This is a genomic window from Corynebacterium sp. HMSC05E07 (genome assembly GCF_001807225.1).
Taxonomy (GTDB): domain Bacteria; phylum Actinomycetota; class Actinomycetes; order Mycobacteriales; family Mycobacteriaceae; genus Corynebacterium; species Corynebacterium singulare.
This window is the reverse complement of the sequence record NZ_KV788244.1, coordinates 92,138-114,371: the sequence shown is the minus strand read 5'-3', so window position 1 is coordinate 114,371 and position 22,234 is coordinate 92,138. Positions and strand designations below refer to the sequence as shown.

General features: G+C 59.8%; 23 protein-coding genes, 4 tRNA genes and 1 pseudogene. 20 read left to right on the top strand and 8 right to left on the bottom strand.

Annotated features, from left to right (window positions below; genetic code table 11):
* The first annotated feature begins 14 nt into the window (after positions 1-14).
* The 3 genes from HMPREF3149_RS08805 to HMPREF3149_RS08795 are packed head-to-tail and all read left to right on the top strand — an operon-like array spanning position 15 to position 2,334.
* Positions 15-425, top strand: a complete 411-nt coding sequence (locus HMPREF3149_RS08805; RefSeq protein WP_246819975.1) for a DUF3592 domain-containing protein — start codon at positions 15-17, stop codon at positions 423-425.
* Positions 426-433: 8 nt separating this feature from the next.
* Positions 434-1,633, top strand: a complete 1,200-nt coding sequence (locus tag HMPREF3149_RS08800; RefSeq protein ID WP_070537527.1) for a glycosyltransferase family 4 protein — start codon at positions 434-436, stop codon at positions 1,631-1,633.
* An 11-nt stretch (positions 1,634-1,644) separates the two neighbouring features.
* Positions 1,645-2,334 carry a demethylmenaquinone methyltransferase gene (locus HMPREF3149_RS08795; RefSeq protein WP_042533029.1) on the top strand — a complete coding sequence of 230 codons (690 nt, stop codon included), beginning with the start codon at positions 1,645-1,647 and terminating at the stop codon, positions 2,332-2,334.
* Here the strand turns inward: HMPREF3149_RS08795 and HMPREF3149_RS08790 are convergent.
* Positions 2,331-3,572, bottom strand: coding sequence for a geranylgeranyl reductase family protein (locus HMPREF3149_RS08790; RefSeq protein WP_070537493.1), 1,242 nt, complete (start codon positions 3,570-3,572; stop codon positions 2,331-2,333). The genes HMPREF3149_RS08795 and HMPREF3149_RS08790 overlap by 4 nt on opposite strands.
* A gap of 93 nt (positions 3,573-3,665) precedes the next feature.
* Here HMPREF3149_RS08790 and HMPREF3149_RS08785 point away from each other — a divergent pair, with 93 nt between their 5' ends.
* The 9 genes from HMPREF3149_RS08785 (at position 3,666) to rplA (ending at position 8,352) form a co-directional block, all read left to right on the top strand.
* Entirely contained in the window at positions 3,666-4,670 is a 1,005-nt protein-coding gene (locus tag HMPREF3149_RS08785) for a polyprenyl synthetase family protein (RefSeq protein ID WP_070537492.1), read from the top strand.
* Positions 4,671-4,746: 76 nt separating this feature from the next.
* Positions 4,747-4,828: transfer RNA gene (locus HMPREF3149_RS08780), tRNA-Tyr, on the top strand.
* 278 nt (positions 4,829-5,106) lie between these two features.
* Positions 5,107-5,182 (top strand) — tRNA-Thr (locus HMPREF3149_RS08775).
* 34 nt (positions 5,183-5,216) lie between these two features.
* Positions 5,217-5,288, top strand: a tRNA-Met gene (locus tag HMPREF3149_RS08770).
* Positions 5,289-5,417: 129 nt separating this feature from the next.
* Positions 5,418-5,493: transfer RNA gene (locus HMPREF3149_RS08765), tRNA-Trp, on the top strand.
* 25 nt (positions 5,494-5,518) lie between these two features.
* Entirely contained in the window at positions 5,519-5,845 is a 327-nt protein-coding gene (gene secE / locus HMPREF3149_RS08760; RefSeq protein WP_070537491.1) for a preprotein translocase subunit SecE, read from the top strand.
* 125 nt (positions 5,846-5,970) lie between these two features.
* The gene (gene nusG / locus HMPREF3149_RS08755; RefSeq protein ID WP_070537490.1) at positions 5,971-6,939 is read left to right on the top strand and encodes a transcription termination/antitermination protein NusG; all 969 of its coding nucleotides are present in this window, start codon (positions 5,971-5,973) and stop codon (positions 6,937-6,939) included.
* A gap of 164 nt (positions 6,940-7,103) precedes the next feature.
* Positions 7,104-7,547: a 50S ribosomal protein L11 gene (gene rplK, locus HMPREF3149_RS08750; protein ID WP_070537489.1), complete on the top strand. Its 444-nt coding sequence runs from the start codon at positions 7,104-7,106 to the stop codon at positions 7,545-7,547.
* Between the two features lie 100 nt (positions 7,548-7,647).
* Positions 7,648-8,352 carry a 50S ribosomal protein L1 gene (gene rplA, locus HMPREF3149_RS08745; protein ID WP_070537488.1) on the top strand — a complete coding sequence of 235 codons (705 nt, stop codon included), beginning with the start codon at positions 7,648-7,650 and terminating at the stop codon, positions 8,350-8,352.
* A gap of 103 nt (positions 8,353-8,455) precedes the next feature.
* On the opposite strand, the gene HMPREF3149_RS08740 is transcribed toward rplA, so the two are convergent.
* From HMPREF3149_RS08740 to HMPREF3149_RS08720, 5 genes and pseudogenes are all read right to left on the bottom strand, one after another.
* The gene (locus HMPREF3149_RS08740; RefSeq protein ID WP_070537487.1) at positions 8,456-9,844 is read right to left on the bottom strand and encodes a type III PLP-dependent enzyme domain-containing protein; all 1,389 of its coding nucleotides are present in this window, start codon (positions 9,842-9,844) and stop codon (positions 8,456-8,458) included.
* Entirely contained in the window at positions 9,841-11,142 is a 1,302-nt protein-coding gene (locus tag HMPREF3149_RS08735) for an FAD/NAD(P)-binding protein (protein ID WP_070537486.1), read from the bottom strand. The genes HMPREF3149_RS08740 and HMPREF3149_RS08735 overlap by 4 nt, the downstream gene beginning before the upstream one ends.
* Positions 11,139-12,146, bottom strand: a complete 1,008-nt coding sequence (locus tag HMPREF3149_RS08730; RefSeq protein WP_371440968.1) for a pyridoxal-phosphate dependent enzyme — start codon at positions 12,144-12,146, stop codon at positions 11,139-11,141. Before HMPREF3149_RS08730 ends, HMPREF3149_RS08735 begins: the two co-directional genes overlap by 4 nt.
* 84 nt (positions 12,147-12,230) lie before the next feature.
* Positions 12,231-12,389: pseudogene (locus HMPREF3149_RS08725) on the bottom strand (FAD-binding domain-containing protein); the annotation flags it as partial.
* Between the two features lie 722 nt (positions 12,390-13,111).
* Positions 13,112-13,906 (bottom strand): siderophore-interacting protein, encoded by a 795-nt coding sequence (locus tag HMPREF3149_RS08720; protein WP_070537483.1) that lies wholly within the window; start codon positions 13,904-13,906, stop codon positions 13,112-13,114.
* 124 nt (positions 13,907-14,030) lie between these two features.
* Between HMPREF3149_RS08720 and HMPREF3149_RS08715 the strand changes: the two genes are divergently transcribed.
* The 8 genes from HMPREF3149_RS08715 (at position 14,031) to HMPREF3149_RS08685 (ending at position 19,992) form a co-directional block, all read left to right on the top strand.
* Positions 14,031-14,975 carry an ABC transporter substrate-binding protein gene (locus tag HMPREF3149_RS08715; RefSeq protein WP_070537482.1) on the top strand — a complete coding sequence of 315 codons (945 nt, stop codon included), beginning with the start codon at positions 14,031-14,033 and terminating at the stop codon, positions 14,973-14,975.
* Positions 14,976-15,098: 123 nt separating this feature from the next.
* Positions 15,099-16,043, top strand: coding sequence for a FecCD family ABC transporter permease (locus tag HMPREF3149_RS08710; protein ID WP_070537526.1), 945 nt, complete (start codon positions 15,099-15,101; stop codon positions 16,041-16,043).
* On the top strand, positions 16,040-17,092 hold the full coding sequence (locus HMPREF3149_RS08705; RefSeq protein WP_070537481.1) for a FecCD family ABC transporter permease: 1,053 nt from the start codon (positions 16,040-16,042) through the stop codon (positions 17,090-17,092). The genes HMPREF3149_RS08710 and HMPREF3149_RS08705 overlap by 4 nt, the downstream gene beginning before the upstream one ends.
* A gap of 7 nt (positions 17,093-17,099) precedes the next feature.
* Positions 17,100-17,894 carry an ABC transporter ATP-binding protein gene (locus HMPREF3149_RS08700; RefSeq protein ID WP_070537480.1) on the top strand — a complete coding sequence of 265 codons (795 nt, stop codon included), beginning with the start codon at positions 17,100-17,102 and terminating at the stop codon, positions 17,892-17,894.
* 336 nt (positions 17,895-18,230) lie between these two features.
* Positions 18,231-18,752: a 50S ribosomal protein L10 gene (gene rplJ / locus HMPREF3149_RS08695; protein WP_042529246.1), complete on the top strand. Its 522-nt coding sequence runs from the start codon at positions 18,231-18,233 to the stop codon at positions 18,750-18,752.
* Between the two features lie 85 nt (positions 18,753-18,837).
* The gene (gene rplL, locus HMPREF3149_RS08690) at positions 18,838-19,224 is read left to right on the top strand and encodes a 50S ribosomal protein L7/L12 (protein WP_039673587.1); all 387 of its coding nucleotides are present in this window, start codon (positions 18,838-18,840) and stop codon (positions 19,222-19,224) included.
* 167 nt (positions 19,225-19,391) lie between these two features.
* The gene (locus HMPREF3149_RS13090; protein ID WP_042529249.1) at positions 19,392-19,670 is read left to right on the top strand and encodes a type II toxin-antitoxin system RelE/ParE family toxin; all 279 of its coding nucleotides are present in this window, start codon (positions 19,392-19,394) and stop codon (positions 19,668-19,670) included.
* The gene (locus HMPREF3149_RS08685; protein WP_371440967.1) at positions 19,648-19,992 is read left to right on the top strand and encodes a HigA family addiction module antitoxin; all 345 of its coding nucleotides are present in this window, start codon (positions 19,648-19,650) and stop codon (positions 19,990-19,992) included. The genes HMPREF3149_RS13090 and HMPREF3149_RS08685 overlap by 23 nt, the downstream gene beginning before the upstream one ends.
* Before the next feature lie 17 nt (positions 19,993-20,009).
* On the opposite strand, the gene HMPREF3149_RS08680 is transcribed toward HMPREF3149_RS08685, so the two are convergent.
* Both HMPREF3149_RS08680 and HMPREF3149_RS08675 read right to left on the bottom strand, forming a co-directional pair.
* Complete coding sequence (locus HMPREF3149_RS08680; RefSeq protein WP_256366436.1) at positions 20,010-21,194, bottom strand: MFS transporter; 1,185 nt, start codon at positions 21,192-21,194, stop codon at positions 20,010-20,012.
* A gap of 86 nt (positions 21,195-21,280) precedes the next feature.
* Positions 21,281-22,090 carry a SagB/ThcOx family dehydrogenase gene (locus tag HMPREF3149_RS08675; protein ID WP_239180495.1) on the bottom strand — a complete coding sequence of 270 codons (810 nt, stop codon included), beginning with the start codon at positions 22,088-22,090 and terminating at the stop codon, positions 21,281-21,283.
* Positions 22,091-22,234: the final 144 nt, after the last annotated feature.

Sequence of the window (22,234 nt, the reverse complement as noted above, 5' to 3'; positions counted from 1 at the left end):
GCCAGCTCATCCTGATGCTCTATGCTGCCGCCCTGGTGGGGATGGCCGGCATGGTTCTTGGGCCTTTTCTCAATGACCGCACCATTACCGCGAATCCCGGGCGAGCGCTGGCCACGGTGACGGATGTGGGCCGCTTGCGCACCTTCGTCGACTTCCAAGATAGTGAGGGCATCTACCACACCCCGACGACCGGTCTGCTTTATCCCACCGGGCTGGGCGAGGGTCAACAGGTGTGGGTGCTCTACGCTAAAAATAACCCTGACCTCGTGAAAGTCGAAGGGCGTGAGTGGACGCTATCGGTTATTCCGGCCCTGTCCTCAGCGGTTGTGGCGACTCTCATCGCGGGTGCATGCTGGTGGGGAAGCGGAAAAATTAACCGAAACTTTGCACGGGCGTTACCAGAGGAAAACAAAGACAAGGAATGATGGGGCGCATGCGTGTAGCCATCGTCGCAGAATCCTTCCTGCCTAACGTCAATGGAGTAACGAACTCCGTGCTGCGCGTGCTCGAGCACCTCCACGAGCACGGTCATGAGGCCATCGTTATTGCTCCTGGCGCCCGTGATGGCCAGGAGGAGATCCCTGATTACCTGGGGTTTAGCATTGTTCGTGTCCCTACCGTCCGAGTGCCACTGGTGGATTCTCTACCTGTTGGGGTGCCCACCACTGCTGTGGATGAGGCCCTTCGTGAATTCAAGCCGGACATTATCCACTTGGCCAGCCCATTCGTCCTCGGCGCGGCGGGAGCGTTCTCTGCCCGCCAGCAACGGATTCCGGCCGTGGCGCTCTACCAGACTGATGTAGCGGGATTTGCCACCAAGTATCACGCCTCCGCGTTGGCCTATGGCGTGTGGGAGTGGCTGCGCACCATTCACAACGCCTGCCAGATGACGCTTGCCCCCTCCTCGCTCACCATCGCTGACTTGGAAAAGCACCACATCAAGAACGTGCGCCACTGGGGCCGTGGTGTCGATTCGGAGCGCTTCCACCCTTCGAAGCGCTCGGCTGCGCTGCGCCGCGAGTGGGATCCGACTGGCCGCAGGAAAATCGTGGGCTTCGTTGGCCGCCTCGCCGCCGAGAAAGGCGTGCACCGTCTATCCGCGCTGAACGGGCGTGATGATATCCAGCTCGTCATTGTGGGTGACGGTCCGGAGCGTCCGCTGCTCGAGGCCCAGCTTCCCACTGCGGTATTCACTGGAGCCTTGAGCGGTGAGGAGTTGGCTGCGGCGTATGCCTCCCTCGATGTGTTTGTGCATGCGGGAGAATTTGAGACGTTCTGCCAGGCTATCCAGGAGGCGCAGGCCTCGGGCGTACCCACCATTGGGCCCCGCGCGGGCGGACCGGTGGATCTTATTGAGGAAGGCTACAACGGGCTGCTTCTCGACGTTCCAACGTTCGTCGACGACCTCCCCACTGCCGTCGATGCTCTACTCAACCCAGAGATCCACCAGGAACTGCGGGAGAATGCCCGCGAGTCCATTTCTTCCAAGACCTGGCCGGCGCTGTGTGAGCAGCTGGTGGGCTACTACGAGGAAGTCTTGGAGGATGTTCGCGAGGTGCCGCTGACCATCTTTGGCCAGCGGCCTGAGCTACCGCGCTGGGCCGCTCGCGCTTTGGGCGCGCGCGTAGCCTAGACTTGGCTTTTGTGTCTAAGGCAGATCTGGAGAAAAAGCCCTTCGATGTTGCGCGCATGTTTGACGCGGTGGGCAAGAAGTATGACATCACCAACACGGTGCTGTCTTTTGGCCAAGACGCGCGGTGGCGCCGCCTGACCCGCGAGAGGCTTGACCTGAAGCCGGGGGAGAAGGTCCTGGACCTTGCCGCCGGAACAGCGGTGTCTACCGTCGAACTGGCCAAGTCCGGTGCGTGGTGCGTGGCCTGTGATTTCTCTCGCGGCATGCTTGCAGCAGGTGAAGGCCGTGATGTGCCCAAGGTTGCTGGCGACGGCATGCGTCTGCCTTTTGCGGATAACACCTTTGATGCGGTGACCATCTCCTATGGCCTGCGCAATATCCACGACTTCGAGCTAGGTCTGCGTGAGATGGCACGCGTGACCAAGCCCGGTGGGCGCCTCGCCGTGGCGGAGTTTTCCAAGCCAGTCATCCCGGTATTCGGCACCGTGTACAAGGAATACTTGACTCGCCTGCTGCCGCCGATTGCACAGGTCGTCTCCTCCAACCCGGAGGCCTACATTTACCTGGCGGAGTCCATTCGTGCGTGGCCAGAGCAGCACGAGCTTGCAGCGGCGATTAATCGCAACGGCTGGACGCAGGCAGGTTGGCGCAACTTGACCTTCGGCATCGTGGCTTTGCACTCCGCCGTCAAACCTGCTTAAGCATCCCAGAGGGGAGTGTCGCGGCGCAGCGCCGACACTGCACCCCCGGCCAGGCGCCAGGCGCGGGCGACGAGGTCCCGGTCTTCGTCGGTGATGAGATTGCCCATGAGTCGTGCGGCAGCGGGCATGAGCATGCGGCCGACAGGACCGCGCATCGCTACAGGTCCGGCGAGTGGAAGGAATTGCGGGTAGGTGAGCAGGCGTGCGGCTGTGCGCGCTAGGAGGAAAGCCTCGCCGTATTCCGCACGGAGTCGATCCGGCCAGGCTAATGTGACGTCCTTCGTCCCCAGCATCTCCACGGCCATGGCGGCTGTTTCGAGCCCATAGTCAATGCCTTCACCGTTGAGTGGGTTGACGCAGGCAGCGGCATCACCGATAAGCATCCAATTGGCGCCGGCGACGCCGGACACGGCTCCTCCCATGGGCAGCATCGCGGACGTGACGTTGCGAAGCTCGCCCAATCCCCACTCGCTTCGCTGCTGCTCGGCATAGAAGTGAAGGGCCTTCTTCGTGTTGAGATGGGCGGGACGCGTGGCCGTTGACAGCGCCCCGAGACCGATATTGACGTGCTGGCCCAAGGGGAAGATCCACCCGTATCCTGGCTGCACAACGCCGTCAGGATCCTTGAGCTCGACATGGGAATGCATCCACTCCTCGCCATCGTGTGGGGAGGCTGCATAGGCGCGGGCAGCAATGCCATACACCTCGTCGCGGTGCCACGTGCGTCCCAGCTGCTTGCCAAACGTGGAGCGCACGCCGTCGGCCACGATGACCCACTGTGCGGTGACGCGCTGCTTGTCGACGTCAAAGGAAACGAGACGGTTTCCTTCCAGTACCGGGGTTGTCGCTGTGCCTGTGAGGAGGCGTGCGCCGGCGTCCCGGGCAACGGCGACAAGCAGTGCATCAAACTCATAGCGAGGCAGCGCTGTGCCTTCCCGTGAAGGATAGGTTGCCGGCCAAGGTGCGGTTACTGTCCCGCCAAATCCGTGTAGCTTGAGCCCCCGATTGCGGTAGGTGGCGTTGACTTCAACACCCAGAAGATCCAGCTGGTGCACAGCACGCGGGGTGAGGCCATCGCCGCAGGTCTTGTCACGGGGGAAAGGAGAAGAATCGATTAGCAGGGTGTCAAAACCTGCACGCGCGGCATGGATTGCGGCGGCAGCGCCAGCGGGGCCCGCGCCAACAACGGCAACGTCTACAAGGGTGGAATCGATCTGCTCCGACATGGGGACTATCATTGCACGGGATACTGGCCTTGAGTGTGTTGAGGGCCGTGCTATGGGCTACGGTAAGTAAACACTAGGATTTTTGAGTTAAAAGGAACGCGTTTAATGTCACACGGCCAAACTCACGCCAAGCACGTGGACTTGGGGGATGCGCAGCTCACCGAGCGTATCAACGCCGGGATGGCTGCTGTTGAGGATCTGCTGAGCGTAGAGCTCGATCGCGGGCAGGATTTCCTGAGGGAGAAGGTGCGTCACCTCTCCTTAGCCGGTGGTAAGCGTTTCCGCCCGATGATGGCATTGCTGGCCTCTGAGTTTGGTGAGCGCCCGGAATCACCCGACGTGGTTAAGGCAGCCACAGCTGTGGAGATGGTTCATGTAGCCACGCTCTACCACGACGATGTCATGGATGAAGCAGACCGCCGTCGCGGTGTGGAATCTGCTAATTTTCGGTGGACCAACTCGGTGGCTATCTTGGCCGGCGATGCGCTGTTGGCGCACTCCTCGCGTCTGATGAGCCAGCTCGATACGCATACCGTTGAGCATTTTGCGGAGACCTTCGAGGAGCTCGTTACTGGCCAAATGCGCGAAACCATTGGCGCTGGTGAGGCGAACGCAGTGGAACACTACACGGCGGTCATTCGGGAAAAGACCGCGGTGCTCATCGCGTCCGCCGGTTACCTGGGTGCCTACCACGCGGGTGCTGGCCCAGAGCAGTGCGAGGCGCTGCGTCAGATCGGCGCTGCCGTGGGCATGATTTTCCAGATTGTCGATGACATCATTGACATCTTCTCCGACCCCGAAGAATCCGGAAAGACCCCGGGAACCGACCTGCGTGAGGGCGTGTTCACCCTTCCGGTTCTCTATGCCTTGGAGGAAGAAGGTGACGTGGGGGACGAGCTGCGTGGCCTGCTGACAGGCCCACTGACTGAGGATGCCGCCGTTGAGCGTGCGATCGAACTTCTCTGGAAGTCGACCGGTCGGGATAAGGCCATGGCTGATGTCAACGCCTACCTGCGCGTGGTGGAGGACCAGCTGTCGCTGTTACCGGAATGCACGGCGAGTGAAGCGCTGCGTCAGCTCGCGGATTACACCGTGCAGCGCGTGGGTTAAATAGGCTTCCTGCCAGCTGATTTGCATCGAGGGCGGGGCTTCGTAGTAAAGTACATAACCGCACTCAAGAGTGCATGCCAGGTTGCCCGAGCGGCCAAAGGGAGCGGACTGTAAATCCGCCGGCATTGCCTTCAGAAGTTCGAATCTTCTACCTGGCACAGAATGAGTCCCGCAGACGTTAGAAAGCGTCTGCGGGATTTTTGCGTTGCGGACTTGGGGCGAATTCTCAGCCTCAATCTGGCCTCGACCTTGGGGAGATGGGCTTAGTGTGTGCGGGGCGGGGTCTAGTGGTCGTGATGACGCAACGCTTACAGGCTGTAAGGGCTTAAAAACATCGGGTGCGCTGGCGATTTGTGTTGTTTGAGCGTTTCGGGTTAATCTTTTCAAGGCTTCAACGAGAGCACAGCGGAGATAATCCGTGACTCAAAGAGGCTGTGCCCCCTTAGCTCAGTCGGCAGAGCGTTTCCATGGTAAGGAAAAGGTCGACAGTTCGATTCTGTCAGGGGGCTCCATTCATGTTTCCAGACATGTCTGGAAAGTGAATATGGCGGTGTAGCTCAGTGGTAGAGCAAGCGACTCATAATCGCTGTGTCGCGAGTTCAATTCTCGCCATCGCTACCGGGAAAGAAAAGCGCCCGCCCCGTGGGCGCTTTTTTACTACCGACTCCCAGCCTTACACGGCAGGTGGTTTCCATGAAGGATCACCGTTCTGGTAGGGTTGTGCGTTGTCCCAAAGGGGACACGCAAAGGGGCGTGGCGCAATTGGTAGCGCAACGGTCTCCAAAACCGTAGGTTGCAGGTTCGAGTCCTGTCGCCCCTGCCACATCATTTCCAAGGAGGTTCTCGCCGTGAGCGATGAAAAGCAGCCGAGCACCGGGTCCGCGCGCCCAACCGGCAAGCGTCAGCTCTCTGGCGCAGCAACCACCTCTACTGAGTCCTACAACGACAAGCGCGTCGTGCGTGTCGAGGATAAGAAGGAAGAATCTGCTGGCGGCTCTGTGGCGTCCTTCCCGGGCGAGGTCGCTTCTGAAATCAAGAAGGTTGTCTGGCCTACCGGTAAGGAAATGGTCCAGTACGTTCTCGTGACCTTCGCCTTCCTCATTATTCTCACCGCGTTGGTGTGGGGCGTGGACACGCTTACCGGCCTCGGAGTTGAAGCAGTCCTCGCGCCTTAGTAGAATCACCTACATACTTTCATCCCGCCGAATCCCACCTGGGGAACGGCGGGATACTTTTTGCCCTAGCCACGCCGAGTACCCTGGTGGTGACTAGACGGATTAACACGAAGATGGAGCAGACAATGAGCGACGAAACCACCGGCACTTCCCTTGAGCAGGCCATGATCGACAACGTCCAAGACCAAGCCTCCGAGGCTGTGGAAGCAGCCGAGGTTAATGCTGAGGAAACCGCTGATGCTGTAGCTACCTCCGAGGCCGCTGGCGCCTCTGAGGGTACTGACGCTGCTGCTGAGGAGCCGCAGGAACAGCAGGATGAGCTGTCCCCTGAGGAGAAGGAAGCCGCCGAGAAGGAGGCTGCGACGAAGGCAGCGGAGGCCGCGCTGGGAGGCAGCGGTGAGGGCGAGGAGACGTCGGAAAGCGCATCTGCGGATACCGCCGCAGCAGATGCTGAGTACAAGACCCGCCTGCGTGCCTTTACCCGCGAGCTGAAGAAGCAGCCGGGTCAGTGGTACATCATTCAGTGCTACTCCGGTTACGAGAACAAGGTGAAGACCAACCTGGACATGCGTGCCCAGACCCTTGAAGTTGAGGACTCCATCTTCGACGTCGTCGTGCCAGTCGAGCAGGTGATTGAAAAGAAGGACGGCAAGAAGAAGGTCGTGAAGCGTAAGCTGCTGCCGGGTTACGTGCTTGTGCGCATGGAGCTTAACGACGCCGCGTGGTCCGTCGTCCGCGATACCCCGGGTGTTACCTCCTTCGTGGGCAACGAAGGCAACGCTACTCCGGTGAAGATCCGCGATGTGGCCAAGTTCCTCATGCCGAACGATGCCACCGTGGATCCCGAGAGCTCGGCTGCTGATTCCGAAGGCGAGCAGGTCGTCGCTATGCCGGAGAAGGAGGCCGCCAAGGCGTACGCCCACGACTTCGAGGTGGGCGAGGCAGTCACCATCCTGTCTGGCCCGCTGGCGTCGGTGTCCGCCACTATTTCAGAAATCGACCCGGAAACCGGCAAGATGCAGGGCTTGGTGTCCATCTTTGGCCGCGAGACCCCGGTGGAGTTGTCCCCGACGGAGATCGAGCGCATCTCCTAAAAGCGATTTTGTGCTGGGCGCACGGTGTTCTAAACTTGAACGCCGTGCGCTTTTGCGCATGTATAAACGTTCATCCTCCGGTGGCCCACAGCGCGTGAGCATCCGGACGGGGTGCTGTTATTCATCGTGGCGGCACCTCGGTACCACAGGAAAGAGGTAATTCGATGGCTCCCAAGAAGAAGGTTACCGGCCTGATCAAGCTCCAGATCGAGGCAGGCGCTGCTAACCCGGCTCCGCCGGTTGGTCCGGCACTCGGTGCCCACGGCGTCAACATCATGGAGTTCTGCAAGGCTTACAACGCTGCAACTGAGAACCAGCGCGGCAACGTTGTCCCGGTGGAAATCACCGTGTACGAGGACCGGTCCTTCGACTTCAAGCTGAAGACCCCGCCGGCAGCGAAGCTCCTGCTCAAGGCCGCTGGCATCAAGAAGGGCTCCGGCGTTCCGCACACCGACAAGGTTGGCTCCGTAACCTGGGATCAGTGCAAGGAGATTGCACAGACCAAGTTTGAGGACCTCAACGCTCGTGACATCGAGAACGGCGCCCGCATCATCGCTGGTACCGCTCGCTCCATGGGCATCACCGTTGACGGTATCCCGGCTAAGTAATAATCGAATCTTTAATGCGCGATACTCCCCGTATCGCGCGTGGTAGGGCCAGCTACGGCCCGCTTCGACCACACCAATCCAAGAAAAGGAATTGCATCATATGAGCACCAAGTCCAAGGCATACAAGGCTGCTGCTGAGCTGGTAGACCGCTCCCGCCTCTACCGCCCAATCGAGGCCGCCAAGCTGGCCAAGGAGACCTCCTCCAAGAACTTCGACGCCACCGTGGACGTTGTCTTCCGCCTCGGCGTTGACCCGCGTAAGGCTGATCAGCTGGTTCGCGGTACCGTTTCCCTGCCGAACGGCACCGGTAAGGACGTCCGCGTGGCCGTCTTCGCTGAGGGCGACAAGGCTGAGGAAGCTAAGGCCGCCGGCGCCGACATCGTGGGCACCGACGAGCTGATCACCGCCATCAACGAGGGCAACATCGATTTCGACGTTGCTATCGCTACCCCGGATCAGATGGCCAAGGTTGGTCGCGTTGCCCGCGTCCTGGGCCCGCGTGGTCTCATGCCGAACCCGAAGACCGGCACCGTCACCGCTGACGTGACCAAGGCTGTTGCTGACGTCAAGGGCGGTAAGATCTCCTTCCGCGTGGACAAGGCTTCCAACCTGCAGGCCATCATCGGTAAGGCTTCCTTCGACGCTGAGAAGCTGGCTGAGAACTACGGCGCGCTGTACGACGAGATCATTCGTCTGAAGCCGGCCTCCGCCAAGGGCATCTACGCCAAGAAGATCACCATCTCCACCACTTCCGGTCCGGGCATCCCGGTCGACGCTTCCGTGGAGAAGAACTACACCGAGTAAATCGGTCTGGCGCATCGCGCTAATTGACAAAGGGCTTCGAGGTTTACCCTCGGAGCCCTTTTCCTTTGCCCAGCCAGTCCCGTGGAGATAGCGGCTGCGATCTCTAGGCGTCGATATCGTCCGGCGCCCAGCCCCGGCCGTCTGCGTCCAGGTAGACATTGCGTGCTAACGGAATCTGGTGAGAGGCAGATTCCAAAATATGCATGAAGTAACCGGCGGTGTTAGGGATAGCGAGGGTATCGCCCACCGCAATGCCCTTGGGGAAATCGAGCTCGCGGCGCAAGATGACTTCATCTTCGATGCAATAGGCCCCCACCACGAACCCGGTGCGCGGTTCCCGGCCCACCGCACCGAGGTCTCCGGCAGTGGGTACGAGGAGCGGGTCGAGCAAGATATCATCCGCCGCGGTACGGCACTGGGTGCGGTTCATGGCGGCGCCGATGAGGGGCAGGCCGTCGGAGCGCTCTTTGAGGAAGCTGACCTCAGCGAGAATGATGCCGCAGCCATCGAGCAGGCTGCGTCCCGGCTCCAAGTGAAGAGAAATTTTTCGCTCGCCCAAGGCGCGGCCGGCAGGGCCAAACCCGGCCACCTCACCAGAAAGGAGTTGGTCTAACCACTGGCCGCGGGTGGGTGTCTGCCAGAAGGGGTAGGTATTTGAGAGCGGGTCGGACTTCCAGGTGAACGGCTCACCGGTGCCGGCGCGCTGGGCTGCGATGCGCTCCTGGTAATACTCCCACTGCTCGCGGGATTCGAGGTAGCTCATGGGAACACCGCCGCCGATATCGATGAAGGAAGCAGGCTGGCCGGCCGCGCGGAGGTGCTCGATGAGGGCGATGGCCTCCGCGAGCGCGGTGCGGCGGTCCGATTCGCTATAGCCATGCAGGTGTACGTGGACGCCGTCAGCGTGGATGGTTTCGGGCCAGGCATGGCTTTGCCATGCGTGGAGGAGTTCACCGAAGCGCGTCGGCGGGAGGTTATCCGGGTTGGGAGCAAGGCGCGGTGCTACGTGTGCGGTGTGGTGGAGGGCCCTGGCAAGGGCAGCGATGCGCATAGCCTCCGCGCGCGAATCGCAGGAAATGGTGACTCCGCGGTCGATAGCTAGGCGAAGCAGCGCGTCGGTCTTAATAGCTGCGCTGAGGATAATCCGATCGGGTGCAACACCACGGTTAAGCACTTGGCGCAGCTCATTTTCACTGGCGACGTCCACGCCCAGGCCAGCCTCGCGGGCGGCGTCGACGAAGCACAAGGCTTTATTGGCTTTACGAGCGAAAAATACCTGGGTGTCCACGCCATGAGAGGCGCCGGCATCGAGGAGCTCTTGGGCGTTGCGGTGTAACGGTGCAGGGTTGAGCACATTAACGGGCGAACCATATTCGGAGGTGAGGCGGGAAACTTGCTGTGGGTCACCCACCAATTTTGACATCCATTCTTCCCACCGGGCGCGCAGCGCAACGGTGCCATGAACGGGTAGCGGGGTGGTGTAGTGGGTCATGGATTTCCTACTTTCTCTGCCCAGCGGGGGATGCCATCGTGCACGGAACGGTTCAACGAGTCATGGCCGGGAAGCTCAAGCTCATTCATGCGGCCGATTTCCACGACGCCGGGGACATCGTGGAAAGGGGAGGGGGTGGCTTGGGGAGCTACGGTGGCATCGATAAGCAGGTCAATGTCACCTTGTGTGCGCCAAAGGTCAATTTGGTCCGGGGCGGCGAGGTAGCGGGTATCTACCACGCCTGTGCGGATGAGCTCGAGCAGGCGCCGCGCGGTGACTGGGGGTGGGCCAAACGCCACGCGCTCGAGAGTGCGCGAGAGCTCACGGAAGCCGGGCATGGGGCCATGAGCCTTGTGCCAGTCCACGCATTCTTGAAAGAGCCCCCGAAACGCCGCACCCACAGCCGCCGCCGGGGTAAGGGGCCCTGTGCCCTCAGCGACTCGGAGGGAGGCGTCCAGTTCTGCGACGGCATCACCGGAAAAATCGTGGCCGTCGAGCACTGCAGCGAGGTCCCCGGTGGAAAACTCACCCATCGATCCGGCGGCTGCCAGGAGGATGTCGCGCAATTCATCGGCATTGTGCACGCCGGCACAGGCGCGCCTTACATGGGCCGGGATCTCGGGCTGCGGCGTGCCCGGCGCGGGTTTGACCTCCATAAAACGCCCGCTGCGGCTTACTGGGAAGATGACCTCGGAGGTATCGCCGTACAGCAGGCAAACATCGATGAAGCTCAAGGCAGCACCGCGCACCCCAATCCGTCGCGGGGCACTGGGCAAATCGGCGCCGAAGTAGAGTCCGGTGACCGGAACGCGGGAAGGCTCGTGGACTAAGGCACCGGGGTGGAGGTGATCGTGGCCGGTGCAGACGAGGACTTCGTCGAAGGGCGAGCCATCGACGATGAACCCGCCGTCAGCGGCAGACACCGACCTCACACACTGGGGTAGGTGTCGAATGCGCACGTGCTGCGGGGCGCGGTGCAGGGCAGCAGCCCACGTATCGGCCAAGAATTGCCCCACCTGCGCGCGCGGCGGGAAGGCATCGGTGGTGGATTCCCCGCGGCGGGTACGCCAAGCGTTGAAGCTATCGTGTGCGGTGGTGACGATGGCGCAATTGACGTTAAGGCGCCACTGCGGCGGCTGCTGCGGGCGATACACCGCGCCGGCGCCGGCGGGGTAGGGATCAAAGACGGTGATATCCACGGGGATGCCGGCGCGCCCGATGAGCTCTTCTACGGCCCACAGCCCGCGTGGGCCGCCGCCGATGATGGCGATGCGGCGGGAAGGTTCCTGCGAGCTCACTCTGAATCCTCTTCGACGCGCGCGGCGAGCTCGGGAGGAGAGATATCGAAATGTTCGCAGACCCAGGAATCGTTGTAGATGGTATCGAGGTAAGGCTGGCCACCGTCGTGGAGTACAGCCACGACCTCCGCACCGGCCGGAAGGGTAGGCGCGAGACGCTGGAATGCTGCGATGACCGCGCCGCCGGAGGCCCCAGGCAGAAGGCCTTCGGCCTGGGCGAGGCGACGGGCTGCCACAATGGCATCCAGATCGGGCACACGCTCGACTGAGGACGGCGAGAATTTGGTGGATAGATCGGTGACAATGCCAGCGCCATAGCCCGGCAGCATGCGGGTGCCGCGCTGGCCCCCAAACAGCACGGAGCCTTCGGCATCGACACCGATGGTCTCCGTATCAGCACCAAGCTCAGTGAGCTTGCGGACGCAGCCGCCGAGAGTGCCGGTGGTGCTCATAGCGACGAGCAAGTGGGTGGGCGCCTGTCCGAGCTGGTACATGATTTCCGTCATCGTGCCTTCGGCGTGGGCGTAAAAGGCGGCCTCGTTGGAGTACTGGTTGAGATTGAAAGAATCGGGGATCTCTTCTAGAAGCTCGGCCACGCGGGTGCGGCGAGCGGTGAGCCAATCGCCGGTTTCCGGGTCCGGGTGATCCAGTAATTCTACGTGGGCGCCGTAGGCCCGCATCGTGGCCACGGTGGAGGAATTGACGCGAGGATCGACCACGCAGTGGAATTTCATACCCGCAAGTGGGGCCTGGCGGGCCAGCGCCATGCCAAGGTTGCCCGAGGAAGACTCCACCAGGGTGGATCCGGGGCCTATGTCGCCGGCGCCAAGCGCGGCTTGGATGAGTGCGCGTGCGGTGCGGTCCTTGGCGGATCCGCCCAGGTTGAATTGCTCTAGCTTGAGGTAGAGGTGCACATCGGTACGGGGATTAATGGCATCCACGCGCATCAGCGGGGTATGGCCAATAGGTGGTTGGGCTTGAGAATGAATCCGTGGGCTCATCATTAATACCATGGTAGACCTCTGCCTGCGGCTTTTGTTGCCGGCTTGTTCTTTGACCTATGCATAGGCATCGAGGGCAGCTTTGCGCGATTCCTTGCCGCAGCCGGCAACCCACTGCCAATTAAAGGGGTTGGAGGCGGCATCGGCATCCACCAAGGTGTCCCAAAACCATTCCTCGCATAGGCGCCAGTGAATGCCCAGGTTCTCCGGGAGGAACGAGCCCACCACCATGCGCACGCGGTTGTGCTATCAGTGTTAACGGCGTCAAGGCCTCCGCTCGCTTGCGAGCGGGGGTCTTTCCCGTTTCTAGTGCTGGATTTGCACAGGGTAAAGGCACTTTTTTCACTAACAGGCAATTGGCAGGTTGGTGGTATGGCATTACAAGGAACGTGCCGCATAATAATCCTGTGCGTTTGAGAGAGGCGCATGAGAGATAGAGAGAACACCCTGAGTCTTGCAGGGCGGGCGGCGTGAGAAACCGCCTGATAACCAAGACCCCTTGCAACGCGGGTCCCGGTTTTCCGGGGCCCGCGTTGTGCTGTCTCAGTCTCGGCCCTGGGTGGGGCTGAAGCCTGAACTGAGCCAAGTTCGTTGGACCGGATGGTGGGGCAGCGGTGCTGAGGGGGTAAGGGTAGCGGGGTAGCGGTTCTGGGGACAGAACCGTGGTGCACGATGGTTCTAGTTAAAAGGTTTTAGTCAGATGGTTTTCTTGGGGGCAAACAAACCATCTGGAGTAGCGATGACGGTTCGTTTGGGGTCAGGTGAGCCTTTCGAATGAAACCTTCTGATGGGAACCATCTGGAAACGCATTGTGCTGCTTTTAGTCCACTGCCAATTAGTGCACGCGGTCTTTTGTTCTGCGGTGGACTCGGCCCTCATGCCGTCTCAGCCCTCATGCAGGCTCGGCATACGGATATGTGGCGGGCTGGAGGAGGGCCGTCCTCGTGTTATGGCGCGTGCAGAGGGGGTTAAGGCCGCGGCTTTCCTTGAATCCAGTAGACGGACCAGATGACGTCTTCGCGCGGAACGCCCCAGTAGTGCACGGCTAGTGAGCGCACAGCTTTGGCGAGATCCCCTTCACCGGACACCCATACCGAATCCGGTGCAGTATCCGCGGTGAAGCGGGAGCCGAGAAGTTGTCTGGCGCGTGTGCAGTGTTCGCCGTGTGGAGCCAGGACCATGGTGAGCGAGCGAACTTTGTCGCGCCACGCTTCTTCAAAGCCGTCTTCAACTTCGGCATCGTCGGCGATCATGGCAACGACGTCGACGCTGTCCAAGGTTTCCGGTGAACAGGCTTCGTAGTGCTCCAAGATATGCCGCAGGGCCGGTAGGGCGGAGGCGTCCGCAAGCAACAGCTGTGACTTCTTAGGCGCCTGCCATCGTGCTTGCCCGGTATATATTCCAGCGCTATCCCCGGGTTGGGCGTTGAGGATCCAGCGTGAGCCCGGGCCATTATCGCCGTGAGTCACCACGTCGACATCGATGGTGCACGCTTTCTGGTTGAGCTTGCGAATTGTGTACCAGCGCAATGCTGGGCGAATGTCGTCGGGCAATCGGGTGACGGCGGCGCGAACATTGGCATCGTCGACCGGGAAGGGTGAAAATTCCTGCTTGTCTTGGGGCATGAGGAGCCCAAAATACTCGTCAGGCCCGGCTAAGAGGTAGTCACCAAAAGCCGGCGAGTGAAAAGTTAAACGGTGCAGCCGCGGCTTGAGGCGGGTGTTCCCGGTGAGGGTGACGGGCAATAGGCGGTGATGCGTCAAGGGAAGCGTTCCTAGGTGGGAGGGAAATTTGTCACCATTATAGAGAAGAAGTTAGGCTAGCCTCAAATAAGTTAGGGGCCCGTTAATGTGCGTGCTCCTTCCCTGTGAAGGAAAGGCTTAATCCATGGTTGCTATCAACCGGCGCGCGAAAACCGTGCTCGCTATTGTCTCAGCGGCAGCGATTGCTTTAGCGGGGTGCTCGCGCGGAAGTGGCGAGGACAGCGCGGGTGCGGACAGTGCCGAGGAGGTGCGCGTTGCCAGCCTGGGGCTCGGTGATGCCGATACCGTGCTGGCACTCGGAATCACTCCGATTGCCGTGGCGCCGTGGGGTTCGCAAGGCGACGGTGATGGCTCCGGCGTTGGCCCCTGGGCGAAGGAACTTGTGGGTGATGCCCAGCCCGAGGTGATTTATAACACCGCTTCCGGTTTCACGGCAGAGGTTCTTGAACAGGTCACGGCCTCGGATCCCACACAGATCATCGCCGTGAACCAAGCTGTGGATCAGGAGGCGAAGAAATCCCTCGAGGATATCGCCCCGCTGACCGTGAAGCCCGAAGGTTTCGAAGACTGGCAGATTCCCTGGGAGGAGCAAGTTAAGACCATCGCCGCTGCCGTCGATAAGGAAGAGGAGGGGGAGAAGCTTATTGACCAAGCGGAGGACGCCTTAGAGCAGTTCAAGAACTCTCACCCGGAGCTGCAGGGCAAACGAGCAGCCATCGTCATGCCCTATGAAGGGAAGCTGGGCCTCTACACAGCAGAGGACGGCCGCGGCCAGTTCATCGAATCTCTCGGCTTTGACATTCCGCAGGAACTGCAGGGTGATGGCTCCAGCTTTTTCGTGGACTATGCCCCGGAAAACTACTCCCAGCTCAACAACGTGGACTACCTGTTCGTCTTGGATTACAACGGCGCGGCCGATGAACTCAAGAAGGACTCCACGTTCCAGGGCCTCGACGTGGTCAAGGATGGCCGTGTTCGCTACCTGGACACGGACACCGGCAATGCGATGAGCATGCCAAATCCGCTGACGATCCCGTGGGCCGTCAACAAGTTCGAAGAGAAGCTCTAAGTGCTCGCACTACCGAGGAAGGCTGACGCTATCCACGGTGCTGCGGGCACACACCACGGCGACAAGGCAGCCACACTGGACTCGCGGGGGAGGAGCCGCGCGCGGCTGACCACGGCACTCGTTATTGCGACCCTTCTCCTTTTCCTGTGCTCGCTAGTAGTGGGGTCCAGGACTATCCCGTTGCCTGATCTGTTCTCTGTACTTCTTCACGGGGGCGAAGCAGACATCGAGAATATCGTGTGGGATTTGCGTATCCCCCGCACGTTCGTGGCCTACTTCGCGGGTGCCGCCATCGCGGTATCGGGTGTTATCGCTCAGTCCTGGACTAGAAACCCCTTGGCCGATCCGGGCTTCATCGGTATCACTGCGGGAGCCTCGTTCCTTGTAGCTCTCGGGACAACACTAGGGATCGCGACCTCAACCGGGATGCGGACAGCGCTCGCCCTCCTCGGCGCTGGCTTGGCCACGGCATTAGTGCTGGGTGTGTCCCGCAGGTTTCAGGATCCTTTGACGCTGGTCTTAGTCGGCGCAGGTGTTGCTGCTGCCTTGAGCTCTAGCGCCATGTTGTTCGGCCTGTACTCCACGGATGTTCTCGATAGCATGCGCCGGTGGACCATCGGCTCCACGTTTGGGCGCGGCCCGGAGGATGTCGCCATCGCAGGTGTTGGGTTGCTCATCGGGTTTATCATCGCCGCACGTGTGGCGCGCCCGCTCGATCTCTTGGCAATGGGGGAGGAATCCTCGGTTGCTCTAGGTGGTTCTCCCGCATTGGCGCGACGCGGCGCTGCCTTGAGCATCGTTGTTCTAGCAGGATGTGCAACTGCGGCGACGGGGCCCATTGCCTTCGTCGGATTTGCCATCCCGCATCTGCTGCGCCGGTTCACGGGGCCAGAAGTTACCGCGATGATCGCTCCGGCCGCATTACTTGGTGGTTGCTCCGTACTCGCTGCGGATATCCTCGGCCGGCTGATCGCGGGCCCCTCAGAATTGGAAATGTCCATCGTCTTAGCCTTTGTGGGCGCACCATTCCTCATCTGGGCCGTACACCGCGGGGAGCGCACGCTATGAGTGGGTTGCAGAAAGGGGACGTCGTCAAGCATCTGCGTTCCCACGAGCGGCAGCGCCGGACATGGATATGGGGAGCTACCTGTTTCTTTGTCCTAGTCGCGGCAAGCTCCTATGTCCTCCTGCTGGGACAGGGGCCTGTGGCCTTGAGCCCGGGGCAGGTTGTGGAGATCCTCAATGGCGGGGGAAGCCGAAGCGAGATTCGGGTTGTCTGGGACCTGCGCATGCCCGTAGCGCTAGCGACCCTCATCGTGGGCGCCGCGCTCGGGCTGGCGGGCTCGTGGACGCAGTCTATGTCGCGCAATCCGCTGGCTTCGCCGGACATCCTGGGTGTGACTGGTGGCGCGTCTGTCATGGTGGTCATCGGAACGGTACTCTCCCGGCCTGTGCTTGCCGAAGGGCTTTCCACGTTCTGGTGGCGGGCAGGCCTCGCGCTGCTGGGCGCGGTGCTAGCGGCTCTCCTGCTGGTGGCACTTGGAGGAAGTGGTACAAGCAACCGCATCGTCATCGTCGGAATCGCGCTCTCGCTGCTGTTCCAAGCGCTGGTGGCATATTTATTGCGCGCCGCCGAGCTCCTTCGCGCGGCGCAATCGCAGCTGTGGCTGGCGGGAACCACGGGCTTTGTGCGGATGGATGTCATTGTCCCACTACTCGTGGGGCTGACTCCTTTCGCGCTCCTCGGCCTGTGGTGTGCCAAGGAGCTACCGCTCCTTGCGCATGATGATCTCTCGGCCCTTTCCCTCGGGGTTAACATCACACGAACACGCGCGCTGCTGTTGGTAGCAGCTACAGGCATCTGCGCGGTGACTGTATCCGTGGCCGGCCCCATTGGTTTCATCGCGCTTCTGGCCCCGCACGTGGGGCGCATTGTTGCCCGAACACCCACGCCGGTGCCCCTGGTCTCCTGCGCTGCCGGCGCCGCTTTGTTGAGTGTATGCGCTGTCATTGCTGGATTGCTGCCGATGGACGCTCCCGTAGGCGCTGTCTCCTCCATCATTGGAGGGGGCGCCCTGGTCATCTTGGTGTGGAACGCCGCACGACGGAGAGGATAAAAAGCTTGTGAAAGACAGAGAAATTACAGCTACCGGTATTCATGCCGGCTATAAGGACGGGGAAGACATCCTGTCCGGCGTTGACCTAGTGGCCCGCCCGGGTGAAATCACCACGCTCATTGGCCCCAATGGCTGCGGCAAGTCCACGCTGCTGAAGACCTTGTCTAAGATTCTTCGCCCGCGGCAGGGGCGCGTGCGCATCGGCGAGCTAGACGTGCACGCCATGAGCCCGAAAGAAGCAGCTGCCCACGTGGCGCTTCTTCCGCAGCAGCCGACGGCACCGGACGGGCTGCGGGTGGGCGAGCTCGTCGCGCGCGGCCGCTACCCGCACCTGGGCCGCGGGCGGGGACTGTCCGCGAAAGACCGCGACATCATCGCGCAGGCTTGCGTGGAGACGGGTATTACGGACTTCATCGACCGTGACATCGCGGCACTGTCGGGCGGCCAACGCCAGCGCGTGTGGCTAGCGCTTGCTTTGGCGCAGGACACGCCAGTGCTGCTTCTTGACGAACCCACCACCTTCCTCGACCCAGCCCACGCCATTAGCGTTTTAGAGCTTGTGCGCAAACAAGCCAATGCAGGGAAAACGGTCGTCGTCGTGTTGCACGATCTTATGTTGGCCGGTCAGTACTCTGACACCATGGTGGTCATGAACAACGGTGAGGTCATCGCGCAGGGAACTTCCCGCCAGGCGTTGACGAAAGAAGTGCTGGCGGCCGCGTATGGCATCGACGTGGAAATCTGGGATGACCCGCGAGGTGACTCTCCGGTTATCGTTCCGCGTGGGGTGCTCAGCGAATAAAACCTGCGTAAAGAGACACCGAATAGAAATTTCTCAGAAGAGCGATTTGGAGTTTCGGCAGGTCGGGTTGTAAGGTACGTAGCGAAGTTTGAGCGGCCTTAGAGCCGCGTCAAAGTTCACCGAAGACCGTCGGTCATCCTTTACAAGGATCGAAGGTCCCTCATTCTAGAGGGCGGCCCACGCAGGAGACACTTTGCGAATTACCGCGGATTTCCGCGCGCGCCCTGTGCTCTTGCACGGGGCTTTTGTTGTTTCGGTCGCCATCTCCGGCGGCTGGGGCAGGAAGAGTCCCGGCGGAAAACACAATAAATGTTTCGAAAGGAGGCGAAGTAGAAAATGGCAAACCCGAAGAACACTGCAGACCTGGCAAAGCTTAAGGAGAAGCTCGATGGTGCTCACTCCATCGTGCTCACTGAGTACCGCGGCCTGACCGTGGGGCAGCTCCAGGAGCTGCGTAACAACCTCGGCTTTGACGTTGAGTACTCCGTCGCCAAGAACACCCTTTTCAAGATCGCTGCCAACGAAGCTGGCATCGAGGGTCTTGACGAGCACCTGACTGGCCCGACCGCTATTGCGTTCATCAAGGGCGAGGCAGTGGATGCTGCGAAGGTCATCACCAAGTTCGCTGATGACAACAAGGCACTCGTTATCAAGGGTGGCTACATGGACGGCAACGCACTGTCTGCCGACCAGGTTGAGGCCATCTCCAAGCTGGACAACCGCGAGACCACTCTCGCCAAGCTGGCTGGCGCCATGAAGGGTTCTATGGCAAAGGCTGCTGCCGTATTCAACGCTCCTGCTACCAAGATGGTCCGCACTGCTGCGGCCCTGCAGGACAAGAAGGCTGCGGAAGCTTAAGACGCCGATTAACGGCGCACAATTACACACACAAATTCATCTGGCTGCCTAGGGCGGCCAGGAACACTGAGAAAGGATGCCAATCATGGCTAAGCTCACCAAGGACGAGCTCATTGAAGCTTTCAAGGAAATGACCCTCATCGAGCTCTCCGAGTTCGTTAAGGAATTCGAGGAGGTCTTCGACGTTGAGGCCGCTGCTCCGGTTGCTGCTGTTGCTGCTGGCGCCCCGGCTGCCGGCGGTGCTGCTGAGGAAGAGAAGACCGAGTTCGACGTCGTTCTGACCGACGCTGGCGCTAAGAAGATCGGCGTTATTAAGGCTGTCCGCGAGATCGTCTCTGGCCTGGGCCTGAAGGAAGCCAAGGAAATGGTTGAGGGTGCTCCGAAGGCTATCCTCGAGGGCGCTTCCAAGGACGACGCTGAGGCTGCTAAGGCTAAGCTCGAAGAGGCTGGCGCTTCCGTCGAGCTCAAGTAATTCACCTGAATTACTTCAGCTTTTCCGCGCGGCACACGTGCTGCGTACCCACAACCCCGTTCCGCACTGCGCGGAGCGGGGTTGTTCCCGTTTTGGTAGGAACTCCGGTTTCTATGCTGCTAGTTTCATCTATTGACACTAGAGTCAATAGATGACACTATGGGGATGTGCAATTTCGTCGGAGAAGTCTCGAGCGGTTTCATCAGGATGGCGTTCCGCCGCGATATATCCCATCGGAGTTACGCTCAGTAGTACGACGCAAGTTGCTCATGATCGGGAGATCTGTAAGCGTCACGGACCTTCGGATACCTCCGGCAAATCGGTTGGAGAAGCTAAAAGGTGACCTAGAGGGCTACTACTCAATTCGCGTCAATTCGCAGTGGCGCATCATATTCAAATGGACGCACGAAGGAGCTGTTGACGTTGACTTTATCGACTACCACTGAAGCGCATACTCATATTGATGTGGTTCCCGTTCCGCATCCTGGGGAAATCCTTCTCCTAGAATTCCTCAACCCCTGCGGTATTACCCAGTATCGCCTGGCCAATGACATTGGCACTACCCGTTCCCAAGTCTCCAAAATTACCCGCGGCGCGCTCGGTATCAGTGCCGATATGGCTTTGCGTTTGTCGGCCTACTTTGGGAACTCCGCGGAGTTCTGGCTCGGACTTCAAGAGGAATACGATCTCTGGAAAGCTCGCCAGACCACGGATATCAGCGCCATCGTCCCGTGGGATCACAAAGAAGAAGGCGACTCTCACTCATAGAAACAGTTGACTTGCGCTCATGAGTGGCTAGGGGAGTCCTTTTTCTCCTTCGCGTCTGCTTGTGCAAGGGCGCGATCGGCTCTGCGCGCAAAGATGAGGGCGGGCCCGATAGCGAGGATCCCGGCAAGCGCATTGGCCCATAATCCAGTGGTCAAGGTCCAGCGATGAGACAGCGCAGCCAGAGGGGTCGACCATACACTGGAGAGTGAGACAACGGTGCTCATTTGGATATTGGTGACTCGGCCAAATGTTTCTTCAGCCATAAGCCGGTGGAGTGCGGCATAGGTTACCGCGCCGGCGGCTGGGGCTGTAAGAACGGATAGTCCAAGCGGGATGATCATCAACAGGCTGGAGCTGAGCAGGGCGCCACAGGCGATTGACGCAGCAACCCAGACACACGTGCCTACCTGAAGGGCTGCGAAGGAGAACTTCTTCTGCAGCCAGCCCGTCGACAAAGCACCCACAATCCCGATGAGGCCGATTGAGGTGCGGGCCAGTCCCGTTACCCATCCAGGGTTATTCCCCTCCTCAAGTATGAGGACAGCCATGAACAGTGAGCCGTTAATTGCGCAGTTCGACAGTGTTTGCATGGCAATGAGCCCGCGAAGTAGGGGCGAGCGAGCGACAATGGCTAGGCCTTCCTTCGTCGTGCGTAGGAGCTTGTTCCCTGCCTTCTTTGCGGGGTCTAGGCTAGCCCTGATAAAGAGGAAGAAGACAATGGTGAGGAAATTTGCCAGGCCTACAAACATAAAGGGCAGTGCTAGATTGACTTCTAGAAGTGCGCCGCCCACAGCGGGGCCGATGAGTCCCGCAAATTGCAGGCGCGCTTGGATGAGCCCTTGTTTGGCGGCGAGTTGTTCTTCCTCAACCAGCTGGGGCAGGCAAGGGTCGGAGCAAGCTTGACCAATTCGGTAAAAGAGCATCATGCTCCCGAGAAGCATGCCGAAGAGGATGGGGGAGAAGCCTCCGGAGAGGATGAGGCCCGCTAACGCGAGGTTGAGTACCCCAGCCAGCGCGTTGGTCACAATGATGAGTGGCTTGCGGCGCCACATATCCGCAAGAGAGCCGCCAATGATGCCGCCCGCTAGTGCCGCAATTCCAGTGATGGTTCCATACAGGCCGGCAAGGGTAAGACTATCGCTCAAACGTAGAGTGACCACCGGAATAGCAAGCCCGGCTCCTACCCCAGCTATCTGAGCCACAAGGTCTGACCACAGGAATAGTCTAAAATCACTTAGGTTGGTGCGATCGACTTTATTGGTATTCAATGTTCCTCCAAAAAGCGATCTCAGTCGTCTCTAGGCCCAATTGCAATTAGCATGCCCCAGAGGAAAGATCGCCAATCTAGTCCCGCGTTATCAGCGATGATGTCTTCCCGAAAGAGAGAAATGCCCCGAGAAAGGTGGTCAGTGGCTGTAGCAACCATTTGAATAACTTGGCTAAGGTGCCCAATTTCTAGCCAGAGCGTTCGAATCGAGTTCAGGCTTTCGTATTTCCAGGATATGACTCGGGGATCGCCAGCAGTAATAAAATGTACTGGGGCATCCACGACATGCGATTGTTTCCCAACCGCGGTCTTCCATTCCTTATAGGGCTCCAGATGATTGAGAAACAGTAAGGAATGGTTTTTCGGGTGGTATAGATAGTAACCATTATCGATTGAATCGCATCTACTAACGCGGACAATGATCTCGGTTGAGCACAATCCTCCGGCAGATGGGGCTGAACGGAAATGGATGTTTCCGGACTTCTGTTCGCTTGTCGTTGGGCGCTTTGAAAAGCTTGCGGAATCGTAAAGGATTGACGCTAGTGACCTAAGGCTAATTGATTTTAACTCTGTATTCGTGAATCGTGCAGATTTTCGAGAATTCAAAACAGATTTGAAGCTTCTAGTGCAGCTTATTCTCTCGCCGCGCGGAAGGCTCAATTCTCGCTTAGCCAAAGCCGGATTCTCCCATACATGATGCGGTGGGCCGGCGAGCGCGAGTTTTTCCCTTAAATGCTGGTGATGCTCATCTAGTTGAGCGATAGTCTCGTCGGAACGGACCCCGCTGGCAAATGCGTAGTCGCGCGCGAGCGGAGGAGTATCGGGCCACATATCTAGAACCGTGCATTCGATATTGGGGGGCTCATTAGAAAAATGCTGTAGTACCCCTAAGTTCTGGAGTTCTGGAAATGAATCTTCGCTAGAAGCAACCGCTACTCCACTAATAACTTGACTATCGAGTAATAGGGAGAGTTC

Coding starts and splice junctions, on each gene's coding strand:
- HMPREF3149_RS08805 (WP_246819975.1), top strand. CDS start 15: ATGCTCTATGCTGCCGCCCTGGTGGGGATGGCCGGCATGGTTCTTGGG.
- HMPREF3149_RS08800 (WP_070537527.1), top strand. CDS start 434: ATGCGTGTAGCCATCGTCGCAGAATCCTTCCTGCCTAACGTCAATGGA.
- HMPREF3149_RS08790 (WP_070537493.1), bottom strand. CDS start 3,572: ATGATAGTCCCCATGTCGGAGCAGATCGATTCCACCCTTGTAGACGTT.
- HMPREF3149_RS08785 (WP_070537492.1), top strand. CDS start 3,666: ATGTCACACGGCCAAACTCACGCCAAGCACGTGGACTTGGGGGATGCG.
- nusG (WP_070537490.1), top strand. CDS start 5,971: ATGAGCGACGAAACCACCGGCACTTCCCTTGAGCAGGCCATGATCGAC.
- rplK (WP_070537489.1), top strand. CDS start 7,104: ATGGCTCCCAAGAAGAAGGTTACCGGCCTGATCAAGCTCCAGATCGAG.
- rplA (WP_070537488.1), top strand. CDS start 7,648: ATGAGCACCAAGTCCAAGGCATACAAGGCTGCTGCTGAGCTGGTAGAC.
- HMPREF3149_RS08740 (WP_070537487.1), bottom strand. CDS start 9,844: ATGACCCACTACACCACCCCGCTACCCGTTCATGGCACCGTTGCGCTG.
- HMPREF3149_RS08730 (WP_371440968.1), bottom strand. CDS start 12,146: ATGATGAGCCCACGGATTCATTCTCAAGCCCAACCACCTATTGGCCAT.
- HMPREF3149_RS08715 (WP_070537482.1), top strand. CDS start 14,031: ATGGTTGCTATCAACCGGCGCGCGAAAACCGTGCTCGCTATTGTCTCA.
- HMPREF3149_RS08705 (WP_070537481.1), top strand. CDS start 16,040: ATGAGTGGGTTGCAGAAAGGGGACGTCGTCAAGCATCTGCGTTCCCAC.
- rplJ (WP_042529246.1), top strand. CDS start 18,231: ATGGCAAACCCGAAGAACACTGCAGACCTGGCAAAGCTTAAGGAGAAG.
- rplL (WP_039673587.1), top strand. CDS start 18,838: ATGGCTAAGCTCACCAAGGACGAGCTCATTGAAGCTTTCAAGGAAATG.
- HMPREF3149_RS08675 (WP_239180495.1), bottom strand. CDS start 22,090: ATGTGGCCCGATACTCCTCCGCTCGCGCGCGACTACGCATTTGCCAGC.